This is a genomic window from Pseudoalteromonas sp. NEC-BIFX-2020_002, from assembly GCF_013002825.1.
In the GTDB taxonomy this organism is placed as follows: domain Bacteria; phylum Pseudomonadota; class Gammaproteobacteria; order Enterobacterales; family Alteromonadaceae; genus Pseudoalteromonas; species Pseudoalteromonas neustonica.
In genome coordinates this window covers 103226-115975 of sequence record NZ_JABEPJ010000005.1, presented here as the reverse complement: position 1 = coordinate 115975, position 12750 = coordinate 103226, and the positions used below count along the sequence as shown (strand labels likewise).

The 12750-nt window shown below is 40.4% G+C and carries 13 protein-coding genes; 11 read left to right on the top strand and 2 right to left on the bottom strand.

The window, feature by feature from the left end:
- Positions 1 to 13: 13 nt before the first annotated feature.
- The gene (locus tag HJP15_RS07740; protein WP_054455511.1) at positions 14 to 853 is read left to right on the top strand and encodes an isopenicillin N synthase family dioxygenase; all 840 of its coding nucleotides are present in this window, start codon (positions 14 to 16) and stop codon (positions 851 to 853) included.
- 274 nt (positions 854 to 1127) lie between these two features.
- The gene (locus tag HJP15_RS07735) at positions 1128 to 2552 is read left to right on the top strand and encodes a DEAD/DEAH box helicase (protein ID WP_170173426.1); all 1425 of its coding nucleotides are present in this window, start codon (positions 1128 to 1130) and stop codon (positions 2550 to 2552) included.
- 46 nt (positions 2553 to 2598) lie between these two features.
- On the opposite strand, the gene HJP15_RS07730 is transcribed toward HJP15_RS07735, so the two are convergent.
- Together HJP15_RS07730 and HJP15_RS07725 are read right to left on the bottom strand one after the other, a co-directional pair.
- On the bottom strand, positions 2599 to 3342 hold the full coding sequence (locus HJP15_RS07730; protein WP_170173425.1) for a DUF3307 domain-containing protein: 744 nt from the start codon (positions 3340 to 3342) through the stop codon (positions 2599 to 2601).
- A complete protein-coding gene (locus HJP15_RS07725) occupies positions 3339 to 3965 on the bottom strand; it encodes a hypothetical protein (protein WP_170173424.1) in 627 nt (208 codons plus the stop codon). Before HJP15_RS07725 ends, HJP15_RS07730 begins: the two co-directional genes overlap by 4 nt.
- A 189-nt stretch (positions 3966 to 4154) precedes the next feature.
- Between HJP15_RS07725 and HJP15_RS07720 the strand changes: the two genes are divergently transcribed.
- The 9 genes from HJP15_RS07720 to HJP15_RS07680 all read left to right on the top strand — a co-directional run bounded on the left by HJP15_RS07720 (position 4155) and on the right by HJP15_RS07680 (position 12671).
- Complete coding sequence (locus HJP15_RS07720; protein ID WP_170173423.1) at positions 4155 to 4694, top strand: LabA-like NYN domain-containing protein; 540 nt, start codon at positions 4155 to 4157, stop codon at positions 4692 to 4694.
- 126 nt (positions 4695 to 4820) lie between these two features.
- Positions 4821 to 5249, top strand: coding sequence for a hypothetical protein (locus tag HJP15_RS07715; protein ID WP_054455517.1), 429 nt, complete (start codon positions 4821 to 4823; stop codon positions 5247 to 5249).
- A gap of 1 nt (position 5250) precedes the next feature.
- Positions 5251 to 5463 (top strand): helix-turn-helix transcriptional regulator, encoded by a 213-nt coding sequence (locus HJP15_RS07710; protein WP_170173422.1) that lies wholly within the window; start codon positions 5251 to 5253, stop codon positions 5461 to 5463.
- 364 nt (positions 5464 to 5827) lie between these two features.
- Complete coding sequence (nagK, locus tag HJP15_RS07705; RefSeq protein WP_054205651.1) at positions 5828 to 6742, top strand: N-acetylglucosamine kinase; 915 nt, start codon at positions 5828 to 5830, stop codon at positions 6740 to 6742.
- A complete protein-coding gene (gene nagA / locus HJP15_RS07700) occupies positions 6742 to 7860 on the top strand; it encodes an N-acetylglucosamine-6-phosphate deacetylase (RefSeq protein WP_054205652.1) in 1119 nt (372 codons plus the stop codon). The genes nagK and nagA overlap by 1 nt, the downstream gene beginning before the upstream one ends.
- 64 nt (positions 7861 to 7924) lie before the next feature.
- Entirely contained in the window at positions 7925 to 9070 is a 1146-nt protein-coding gene (gene nagX / locus HJP15_RS07695; RefSeq protein WP_170173421.1) for a transmembrane glucosamine N-acetyltransferase NagX, read from the top strand.
- A 216-nt stretch (positions 9071 to 9286) separates the two neighbouring features.
- Positions 9287 to 10081: a glucosamine-6-phosphate deaminase gene (nagB, locus tag HJP15_RS07690; RefSeq protein ID WP_054205654.1), complete on the top strand. Its 795-nt coding sequence runs from the start codon at positions 9287 to 9289 to the stop codon at positions 10079 to 10081.
- Between the two features lie 438 nt (positions 10082 to 10519).
- A complete protein-coding gene (gene nudC, locus HJP15_RS07685; protein WP_170173420.1) occupies positions 10520 to 11443 on the top strand; it encodes an NAD(+) diphosphatase in 924 nt (307 codons plus the stop codon).
- Positions 11444 to 11486: 43 nt separating this feature from the next.
- Positions 11487 to 12671: a cystathionine beta-lyase gene (locus HJP15_RS07680; RefSeq protein ID WP_170173504.1), complete on the top strand. Its 1185-nt coding sequence runs from the start codon at positions 11487 to 11489 to the stop codon at positions 12669 to 12671.
- Positions 12672 to 12750: the final 79 nt, after the last annotated feature.

Here is a 12750-nt window from a genome sequence, read left to right as displayed (position 1 = left end):
ATTGGATACGAACATGCAATTACCTACCGTTGATTATAAAGCGAGCGATGCGGCCGCTCAATTTGTTGAGTCTCTTAGAAATACGGGCTTTGGTGTATTAAAAAATCACCCAATACCACAGTCATTGGTTGAGTCAATTTATAAAAATTGGCAGGCTTTTTTTAATTCAGAACAAAAAAATGACTTCTTATTTTCAAAAGAAACGCAAGATGGTTATTTCCCACCGTCAGTGTCAGAAGTGGCAAAAGGGTTTACGGTAAAAGATATTAAAGAGTACTTTCATGTTTATCCAAATGGTCGTGTTCCTGCTGAACTTGAAGCTGATGTGCGTGAGTACTACCGTTTAGCAAACGAATTTGCAGCAGAGCTATTAAGCTGGGTACAAGCTGAAGCACCTGCTGATGTGCGCGCTAAATTCTCGATTGATTTAAAAGATATGATTGCGAATTCTGAACAAACATTACTGCGTATTCTTCATTATCCGCCAATGACTGGCGATGAAGAGCCCGGTGCGATTCGTGCTGCTGCACATGGCGATATAAACTTATTAACAGTATTACCAGCGTCAAATGAGCCCGGCTTGCAAGTGCAAAAAACAGATGGTGGTTGGTTAGACGTGCCGTGTGATTTTGGCAGTCTAATTATTAATATTGGCGATATGCTTCAAGAGGCATCGGGTGGTTATTTTCCATCGACTATTCATCGTGTAATTAATCCTACGGGCAAAGCGTCTACAAAGTCGCGTATTTCTCTTCCTTTGTTTTTACACCCACGCCCGGACGTTGTTTTGTCTGAGCGATACACGGCTGATAGCTACTTACAAGAGCGCTTGCGTGAGTTAGGGGTTAAATAATGCTCACGTAATAAGCGTTTTCCTAAAGCGGCCATTGTGCCGCTTTTGTGTTTTATAAGGCCTTATACCAACCAGCATAAATATTTGAACAATTTAACGAATTAAATAGACCCCACATCTATCCAGATTGGTATTACTCTTAGGCTTTGCTCTGCATGACACTATTGTTGTATTAGCTGTCTTGCTGTAAACGTGAATATTCAATGCATTATTGGTCACGATCGGTATAATGCGCGCAACTGGCCGCTTTGGCCTTATTTAAAAGAGAGTTTATATGAGTTTTGATGGGTTAGGTTTATCACAGTCTTTAGTTAATGCAGTTTTAGAAAAGGGCTATGAAACGCCAACACCAATTCAGGCTCAAGCCATTCCAGCGATCATTGAAGGTCGTGATGTGATGGCCGCAGCACAAACGGGTACAGGTAAAACAGCTGGCTTTACATTGCCGCTTATTGAGTCATTGGCTAAAGGTCAAAGAGCTAAAAACAATCAAGTACGTGCGCTTATTTTAACGCCAACACGAGAACTTGCATTGCAAGTAAGCGAAAATGTTGAAGAGTATGCAAAGCACTCTGATATTAGCTCATTTGTTGTGTATGGTGGTGTTAAAATAAATCCACAAATGCAACGTTTACGCAGAGGTGTTGACATTTTAGTTGCAACGCCTGGTCGGTTAATGGATTTACATAATCAAAATGCACTGAAGTTCGATACCCTTGAAGTGCTTGTGCTTGATGAAGCTGACCGTATGCTTGATATGGGTTTCATTCATGATATTAAACGTATCATCAGTAAGTTACCGGCTAAACGTCAAAACTTAATGTTCTCAGCGACTTTTTCGGATGATATTCGTGCGCTTGCAAAAGGGTTAATTAATGATCCTGTTGAAATTTCTGTTGCAGCCAAAAACACCACCGCTAAGAGTGTTACTCAATCAGTGTATGCTGTAGATAAAGCACGTAAAACTGCGCTGTTAAGTCATTTGATCCGCACGAATGAGTGGCAACAAGTATTAGTATTTAGTCGAACTAAACACGGTGCTAACCGTTTAGTTAAACAACTAGAGCGCGACGATATTATAGGCGCAGCTATTCATGGTAATAAATCTCAAGGCGCACGAGTAAAAGCACTTGATGGATTTAAAAACGGTGAAGTACGTGTACTTGTAGCGACTGATATTGTTGCTCGTGGCCTAGATATAGTTGAATTACCACATGTTGTTAACTATGACTTACCTAACATTTATGAAGATTACGTTCACCGTATTGGTCGTACTGGCCGTGCGGGTGCAACGGGTCATGCAATTTCATTTGTAACAAGTGATGATGCTGCTGACTTATATGGTATTGAGCGCTTTATTGGTGAGCTAATTCCACGCGCCAAAGAGCCGGGTTTTGAGCCAACGCAAGGTGTGCCTGAACGAGATCTTGATGCGAGACCAATCGCACCTAAAAAGCCTAAAAAAGCTAAACAGCCATTTAATAAGCCTAAGTCTGATAACAGTAAACCAAACAGTAAAAAACCGAATAACGGTGGAAATGGCACAGGCCCACGCCGTGGTGGCTCAGGTAAAAAACCGGATGCGAATAAAGCTGGTGGTGAGCAAGCGCAAAACCCTTGGGCTAAGCGCCAGTCAGTAAGTGGCAGTGGTCAGCGCCGTCGTCGCCCAGATAATAGCGGATCACAAGGTAACTCGTAAGTTATACTGAGTCGTTTTAATTAGCGCCATTTCATATGGCGCTTTTTTATGCCTTGAGATAATTAATTGCTAGGCCAATAAATAGAGTAACGGTGACACTTAATAAAGTACCGAGCATGACATATTCAGTTAGCTTTTTATCTTTACTGGCGCTTAAGTCACCAAATCTAAACACCGATTTTGCAGCCAGTAAAAAGCCAACCCCCGCAAATTGATCTAATAAAATAAAAGTAAGCATTAGTACGCGCTCTAACATGCCAATACTTTGCCCAGCAGCGGGCAAACTGCCTGTAGCACTAAAACCAGCGGTTATTCGCTCCAACATCATACGGATAAATACAGCACTGGGACTGAGTATTAATAAATAACCGCACAAGACCCATAATGTGGAAGGTGCAATTAACCATTGCCATACGGCTATAAAAAAATCACTGTTATCACTTAGCCAAATAGCCAATAGTAAAATTACGGCTACATGAGCAAGCTGGTCAAATATAAAAGGCACGACTCCTTTGCTTGAATACGATTTAGCGAGGTCAATGAGATAATGGGTCACCATAACGATAGCTGTTGCGCCACAAATACGTAATACGTCTTGCCAGCCATAAATAAGCTCCCACCATGTAACAATTAAAGCGGTCGTTACGCCATGAACGAGTACATGTAAATACAATTTTTTAGCACGAAAATGACGCGTGTTACGATTATTGACCCAACTCATCGGTTGCCAGTAAAAGTCAGCTAATATATGGCCAATTACTAATGCAGCCATCAATACACTAAAACTCATGATTTGACTCCTTTGAGAGTCGAAATTGTATCTTCAGCATAATGTAAAAATCGTTCAATTAATTGGTAGTGTGCAAGATTGAGTAATTTGGTTACGTTTTCCCGGCTTGTTTTTAATTGCTTTGCCAGTTCGCTATGCTGCTTGTTTTTTGCGGTTAAATACACATACAGAGCATTTGCCTGTTTTGCCGTCATTTTAGTCAACAAGGTATCAACAAAAGCTATATTTAGCGCAAGACCAGGGTCTATATTTTGATTGGTTATATTTAAAATTAACCGTTGGTTGTTTATTTCATCTAAACTGCGCCCTGACATTGTAAATGCAGAGCCGGTCGCTGTTTTGATATCTGCACGTGCGTTGTCAATTTCGCCAATGGCTAGACTTTGGCGGATTTCATACCCAGCTGCTTTTATATTTAAATATAGCAGTAAGGCAACCATGCAAACGTATTGCGGTTGCTGGAGCTGAATTTGAAATGCATCACCGCGATAAAGCGTACTTTGCCCTTGCCATGTTTGAGTTATAGCTCTTAGGCTTTGATCAAGCTGGTACAGCATTGCATCGTACTCATGCTGGGGAATATTCTGTGATTTAATTACATCACCACTTATCACTGCAATCATAAAATACCTGTTAGTATAGCCAATATAGATAAGTAACCACTTTAGGTTACATTGCAATATGTAACCTAAAGTGGTTACATTGGAATATGTAACTAATTTAGGTTACTAACGATTAAAAAGCAAGGATGATAGAGTAACGACAAGATTTGGCACGCCCTAATAGGTAACGATGTTTATGAGGAAAATAACATGACAGAGCAAACGCAGATACCAGCGAGTACACAATCAGAGCTTGTGACAGGTAAGAACTCAAGTAAACCGCGAATAGGTATTTTTGTTGATGTGCAAAATATTTATTATACCTGTAGAGAGAGCTATCGGAAAAACTTCGATTACAATTCTTTTTGGGCAAAAATAAGTGATGAATATGAAATTGATTGCGCGATTGCGTATGCAATTTATCGAGGTGATGAAAAACAATCTCAGTTTCAAAATATTCTTCGTGCGATTGGTTTTGAAGTAAAGTTAAAGCCATTTATCCAACGTCGAGATGGCAGTGCAAAAGGTGATTGGGATGTAGGGATCACAATAGACATGCTTGAATACGGTAAAAAGCTTGATAAAGTTATCTTGCTCTCTGGTGACGGTGATTTTGCTTTATTACTGGGTCATTTAAAGCTGCAGTATAATGTGCCTTGTGATGTATATGGAGCAGATAGGTTAACAGCCGAAGCATTAAAGCAAAGTGCTGCGCAATTTTATTGTATTGATGATTCACTCCTTTTATAGAACACATGTATTAAATAACTAACCTTATGTTAAAAATATTTGACATGGCTATAAAGTAGACTTATAGTTTTAATGTTAAATATATTTAACATTAAGTTTGTTTTACTTAACTTTAAAAGGTGGGTTATGAGTTATACACAAAAATCACGATTACTTGAGATGGTTATCACTTTAATTGTATTGTTTAATTATATGCAGTCAGTACTGTCGATGACACCACAGGCACAAATGGACGTAACATTGGCCAGTGGTCTATTGATCTCGTTAGCAATACAAACGGTTGCTATGCTTATTGTAATGCACATTATATTAGCTGCATTTAATGCAAAATATGCCAATCAAGCAAAAGATGAACGAGAGCAAAGCATAGCGTTAAAGGCCAAAAGTGTGTCGCTGTTTATTTTGCAAATTGGGGTTGTACACACGGTGTTTTCAATGTTGATTGGGCCACAATATGGGTTGCCAATAAGTCCATTGCATCAATTGGTGATTGTTGCACTATTAAGTGACGTGATAGGCAAAGGTGTTGAAGCATGGTTATTGTATAGAGGCTAGCATGGCAAAATTACCAATTACTAATACGATTAGGGCGTTACGTTTTGAACACGGAGAAATGACCCAGCAACAGTTAGCCGAGATTGTGGGGGTAACGCGACAAACAATAGCAGCGATTGAAGCCGCAAGATATTCACCTTCTTTAGAGGTCGCTTTTAAAATAGCCATTGTATTCGGTCAACCGTTAGAAAAAATATTCCAATATAATCTGTGATACTTTACTAAATTATTATTTTAGGTAAGCTGATACATTACTGTATTGTTTTTATACTGATTTGGTACTAAAAGTAATACAGTTAGCTCTTTTATTGTTCAAAAATGACGTAGTAAAACTAAATAATTAGCTAATATGTTATCAACACAAACAAGTTTTTATTTTATTTTCGTTAATTATTCATTCTAATTCAGTATTTTAGCAATAAATATAAAAGATATATGAATTTTTATAAAAAATATAATGACAACGCTGTCATTTGTTGTGTAACATTAATTCAACATGGGTTGAGGGTGAATCGCATTAAGACAATAAAAAAAGTGCGGTTATTACAAATATAAAAACGAAGGTTAGAGGTCGTTACATGATGGCTAAGAGTGCGAATAAGGACCAATTGTTTATTGGTATCGATGGTGGCGGAACAAAGTGCCGTGCAACTATATACTCTGCACAACATGGAGTATTGGGCACCGGCCTAGGTGGCCCCGCGAATCCATTACATGGGTTAGAGCGCACATTAGAGTCAATAATGGTGTCTACACAATTAGCAATGCGTGATGCGGGTTTGCAGTTAGAAACTGTGCATCAAGTGTATGCCGGCTTGGGCCTTGCGGGTGTTAATTTACCTAGCTTGTATGAAAAAATTAGTGAATGGGAACATCCATTCAAACAAATGTTTTTGACCACAGATTTACACACAGCATGCATAGGTGCCCATGAAGGTGGTGATGGCGCGGTGATTATTACAGGAACAGGCTCATGTGGTTTTTCACATGTTAAAGGCCAATCTGTTAATTATGGCGGTCATGGTTTTGCTTTAGGTGATAAAGGCAGTGGCGCATGGATGGGGCTTGAAGCAATTAAAGCCGCACTCGTAGATATCGACGGGCTAGGTCCTCACACTGCAATTAGTAATGTTATAAAAAACCACTTTAATACAGACACTGCAATGGGGATCGCTGAGCAAATGGCAGGGCAGCCTTCAAGTAGTTATGCAAAGCTGGCGCGTTATGTATTTGATGCAGCTCACGAGGGCGATGTAATTGCGTTAGCAATTGTAAAAGAGGGTGCCGATTACGTAAGTAAATTAGCCCACCGGCTACTTGAAAATAACCCCCCGCGTTTATCTATGATCGGCGGCCTTGCAGAACCATTAAATAAATGGCTTGATCCTGCAATCGCTAAGCTAGTTGAAGTACCAAAGCAACCACCAGAAATGGGGGCAATCTATTTTGCACAGCAATCTGTACTTGAACAAAATCAAAAGGTAGCGCTGTAATGAAAACTTTCTATCGTGCGGCTCGCTTATTTACCGCTGAAAATTTTATCGATAATGCATTATTTAGTGTTGAAAAAGGCGTATTTAATTTAGAAACTGAGACGACAGATCCCGTTATAGAGCTTGATGGCTTAGTTGCTCCAGGATTTATTGATGTGCAAGTTAACGGTGGTGGCGGTGCATTTTTTAATGCTGATCAAAGTACTGAATGTTTAGATCGCATTGCTAAAGCACACGGTCAATTTGGTAGTACCGCATTAATGCCAACCTTGATCACTGATAAAGTTGAGGTAATGCAAGCGGCAGCCGATGCAACTGCAAAAGCGATACGTGAAGGCGTACCTGGTGTATTAGGTATTCACTTTGAAGGCCCGCATTTGTCTTTTCCAAAAAAAGGCACGCACAGTGAACAATTTATTCGCCCAATCAGCGAACAAGAATTTGCCATTTATGCTCGCCAAGATTTAGGCATAAAAATGGTCACGTTAGCACCTGAAAATGTCAGCATTGCTGATGTTGAACGCTTAGTGGCGTGTGGTGTAAAAGTATCGATTGGTCATACAAATGCAGACTATGCAACCACAATTGCAGCACTGAATGCAGGCGCAGATGGGTTTACACATTTATATAATGCAATGTCACCGTTTACCTCGCGTGAACCGGGTGTCGTTGGTGCTGCGCTGTGGCATGATAATAGCTGGTGTGGGCTTATTGTTGATGGGCATCATGTTCATCCACTGTCGGCGCAATTAGCGATTCGCACAAAGCAACGTGGCAAAATCATGCTGGTAACAGATGCTATGCCGCCAGTAGGCACTGATGACATGGAATTTGATTTTTTCGACGGACGAAAGGTAATTCGTACCGGCGATAGACTCAATTCAAGTACTGGTGAATTAGCGGGCAGTGTATTAGATATGGCAAGTGCTGTGCGCAACACGGTAAATACATTAGATGTTAGTTTAAGCGAAAGCTTACGCATGGCAGCATTGTATCCAGCACAATATTTAGACCTCAAGAAAAAGGGACGTTTACTTGATGGCTTTGACGCAGACTTTGTGGTGCTTGATGAGCATCAATATGTCAAAGGCACTTATATTGCAGGCATTGCAATTTAACGTTTCCCTGGAAAAAACCCCGCAGCTTCATCGCGGGGCTTTTTTGTTTCTATGAGTAAAAAATATGACAACAACACAACACAATACCGATAAACCAGTTAGAAAGCGCCTTGCATCACTTGATGCTTTACGTGGCATGGATATGTTCTGGATTTTAGGCGGGCAGTCTATTTTTGCCGCCTTATTTATTTTAACTGGCTGGACCGGTTGGAAAGTATTTGAAGCGCACACATTACACAGCGCATGGCACGGTTTTACATTTTATGATTTAATTTTTCCGCTGTTCATCTTTTTATCCGGTGTGGCAATGGGCTTAGCGCCAAAACGAATTGATCACCTTCCTTGGCTTGAACGCAAAGTCTACTACCGTAAAGCGATAAAGCGCTTGTTTTTGCTGTGCGCATTGGGAGTAATGTATAACCACGGGTGGGGGACAGGCATACCCTTGGCGTTTGATGAAATACGTTATAGCAGTGTGCTTGGACGAATTGCAATCGCGTGGTTTTTTTGCGCCATGTTAGTGTGGCATACCAGTCTTCGTACTCAAATTATCACCGCGATAAGCCTGCTGATTGGTTATTGGATTCTAATGTGCTTTATTCCTGTACCAGGAGGTACTGCGGGTGATTTAAGTGCTGCTGGAAGTTGGAACGCATGGTTTGATACGCATTTTCTTCCAGGGATCAGTTATCAAAATCGCCCCGTAGATCCGGAAGGTGTACTATCAAGTTTACCAGCGATTGTTAATGCTTTGATAGGCGTATTTGCGGGTCAACTCATTGCTAGAGCAAACCAGATAGGAGAGTGGAAAACCGCAGGTGTTTTGTTTGCCGCAGGTGTAGTCAGCGTGTGCTTAGGGTGGTTGTGGGATTTACATTTTCCTGTAAATAAAGAGCTATGGACTAGTTCGTTCGTACTGGTAACGGTTGGCTGGAGCGCAATACTATTAGCGATTTTTTATGCATTGGTGGATCTTTCGAATGGCCAAAAGCTAGCATATCCATTTGTTATTATCGGCGCGAACTCAATTATTATTTATTTAGCATCTAGTTTAGTTAATTGGACCTTTATTAGTAAGAGCGTATTTGGTGGGTTTATTAATGCAGTACCGCCTTCGTGGCAACCAGTTATGGCTGTAATAGCATTGTTATTAGTACAAATATTACTTTTACATTGGATGTATAAGCGCAAGATTTTTGTCAGCGTTTAGCCGCGAATTGTATTCAAACGGTAAAATGTAATTTTTTTATTCACTTTTACTTTACAAACTAAATCGAAGTGGTAATAATGACAGCGTTGTCATAATGGTATTAACCAAACAGTGTATCCCTGTTTGGTTTGATCTAAGGCCCAATTCGATTGCACGTGGGGTTGGGGCTTAGATCCCATTTTTTCATCAACTAATTTAATAACTGAGCAAACTAATATGCAAATAGTAATTCTAAATGATGCAGCTGCTGTAGCGGCATATGGCGCAAATATCTTCGCAGCACAATTACAAAAAAAACCAACATCAGTGCTCGGTTTAGCAACAGGCTCTACGCCGGTTGCTTTATATCAAGAATTAATTGCTAAAAATAAAGCAGGTGAGATTTCATTTTCACATGCAACCTCATTCAATTTAGATGAATACCTTGGTTTGACCGGTGAACACCCGCAAAGCTATCGTTACTTTATGAATGAGCAACTATTTAGTCATGTTGACATAAATAAAGAAAATACCTTTGTTCCAGCGGGTGATGCAGAAAACCCAATCACGGCTTGCAAAGAATACGAAGCGAAAATTGTTGCCGCCGGTGGTGTAGACGTACAATTGCTAGGTATTGGGCGTAATGGCCATATTGGATTTAACGAACCCTCTTCAGGTCTTCGTTCACGCACACGTGTTAAAACACTGACCAAAGCAACAATTGATGATAATGCCCGCTTTTTTGGTGCAGATGAATATCAGCCTCATCTATCAATCACCATGGGTATTGGCACTATTTTAGAAGCCAAAAAAGTTGTGTTACTTGCAACCGGTGAAAATAAAGCGGATGCAGTACATGCCATGATTGAAGGCCCATTGATGGCTGCATGCCCAGCATCTGCCCTACAACTTCATCAAGATGCTGTCATTGTGATTGATAAAGCTGCGGCAAGTAAATTAGCTGATTTAGAGTTTTATCAGCATATTGAAGCCGAAAATCAAAAGTTACAGGCGCATTTAGCAACCTTGTAATGATGAAATAAATTTATTGTGTGTTCAAAAGCCCGAAAGGGCTTTTTTTTCGTCTGTAATAAGATAAATGTATACCCAAACCACCTCAAAATGCGAGCGTCGTTGGAATTAAAAGTGATTTAGGCAAGGCATTGATTGCAAGTAATAGTGGTTCTATTGTTAAAATCAATCCCTTATAAAAGTAACGCAGTATAAATCGCTTTTAAACCAACCCGTTGGGCGTTTCACAGGCACTTACTATCAGCGTTGTTACTTCTTAAAAGTGATGGTTCTTGCAAAGTAACGCCTTGATATTAAGCCCCTGTGAAACGCTGAATTCTGCATCTTGAGGTGGCTTGGGTATATACCTTTGTTCGCTATGGCGATTAGCGACTTGTTTAATGCAATTAATATAAGCTTATGGTAGTTTTAGCCATCTAAAAAATAAAAAGGATGAGCATGCTTAATTATAGTCAAATGCCATTAGATCGCGCGTCTAATTTGCGAAAAGACTCACAATGGTTAGCAACTCAACTCAACTTTCAAAGCCGTTGGATCCTAGTTCATAATAACCAGACTTTATTTGATGCTCAGAGCTTTACTGTCACATTTTTAAGTTTTAGTGATATTAACCACTTAGATTTAAGCGAAGCGATATTTTTAGGCTTGGACGAACAGCAAACCAGTTTTTTTGCACTCGATGTAAGTACAGTCGATGTGACGACTTTAGCGCCATTAACCGCTAATGCAGAATTTATTGATATTCGCCGTTATGGTGTGAACGTTGAGATTAAGCAAGGCTCCATTGCTGCTTTGGCGCGTGGACTTTGTTATTGGCATGCAACGCACCGCTTTTGTGGGCGCTGTGGTAGTAATAATATACTAGTTGAAGCAGGGCACTCTCGTTTATGCACGAATGAAGAGTGCAAACATCCAACCTTTCCACGTACCGATCCTGCCGTAATTATGGTCGTCACGCGCACATTTGCTGATGGTATAGAACGCTGTTTACTTGGTAGGCAAGCAGCATGGGCGCCAGGTATGTATTCGTCTTTGGCTGGATTTGTAGACCCCGGAGAAACACTTGAACAAGCTGTTGCGCGTGAAGTGATGGAGGAGGCGGGAATTGCAGTAGATAATGTACGTTATATCGCATCACAGCCTTGGCCGTTTCCATCTTCAATTATGTTAGGGTTTATTGCCGAAGCCGTTACTGAACAAATACAAGTAGATAAAGACGAGCTTGATGATGCGCTGTGGTTTAGTCGTGACGAACTTAATAACTTTGGTAGTTGGGATATCGAAGGCGAACACTTAAAGTTGCCCAGAGCTGATTCTATCTCTCGCTATATAATTGACTATTGGCGTAATTTAAAAGTTTAAGCAATGTGTAGTGTGTTCTAACGAAATATTTTAAGGATTAATGATGACGAGTAAAAGTAATAAAAACACTCTATTAGTAAGTACCGGGCGAAAAAAAGTGTACACGCACGGCGTAGTTAATCCCGTAGTACAACGGGCATCAACGATTGTATTTGATTCTGTTGCTGAACTAAAACAAGCCGCAAAAACCCGAGGTGATAAAACGCTATTTTATGGTCGCCGTGGTACGACGACACATTTTGCGTTACAAGAAGCAATCACAGAGCTTGAAGGGGGCGAAGGCTGTGCGCTCTATCCATGTGGTGCAGCAGCGATAAGCAGTGCACTCTTGGCGTTTGTAAAAGCAGGCGATCACATTTTAATGGTTGATAATGCGTATGAACCAACGCGCGATTTTTGCGATAAAATTTTAGCCGGATTCGGCGTTGAAACCACGTATTATCCGCCTACAATTGGTGCGGGTATAAAAACATTCATCAAAGAAAATACCAAAGTCTTGTTTTTAGAATCTCCTGGTTCTATTACGATGGAAGTTCAAGATGTACCAGCGATGGTTGCTGTGGCTAATGAACAAGGCGTGATGACAATGCTCGACAATACTTACGGCAACGGTTTGCATTATCGACCACTTGAGCATGGTGTCGATATCAGCATTCAAGCGGCAACAAAATATATAGTTGGTCACTCAGATGTGATGATGGGCGTAGCCGTTGCGAATAAAAAATACTGGCCTACATTACGTGAACAGTCTTACTTACTTGGTCAGTGCACATCAGCTGATGATGCATACTTAGCACTACGTGGCTTACGTACTATGGCTGTGAGACTCAATCAGCATGAAAAAGCAGCAATCGAAGTTGCTAAGTGGTTAGAGAGTCATCCATTAGTTGATCATATCCGCCATCCTGCATTTGACAGCTGCCCAGGGCATGAGTTTTTTAAGCGTGACTTTGATGGCAGTAATGGCTTGTTTTCCTTTGTAATGAAAGAAGGTAACCAGCAGGCGATAGATGCATTTTTGGATGGCTTAGATCATTTTAAAATGGGCTTTTCGTGGGGCGGCTTTGAAAGTTTAGTAACGGCTAACTTAACAATGAAAGGATTACGTTCACAAACAGGGTGGGAGTTAGGTCCTGTGATCCGGCTGCATATCGGCCTTGAGGATGTTGATGATTTAATCACTGATCTTAATCAAGCACTTGAGCTGTATAAGCAACATTTAAATTAAGTAAAAACATAATTTACATTCTTTGTTACAAAGCCAACGCCTACGTTGGCTTTTTTTTGCTAGTAATTCAATACGTTTG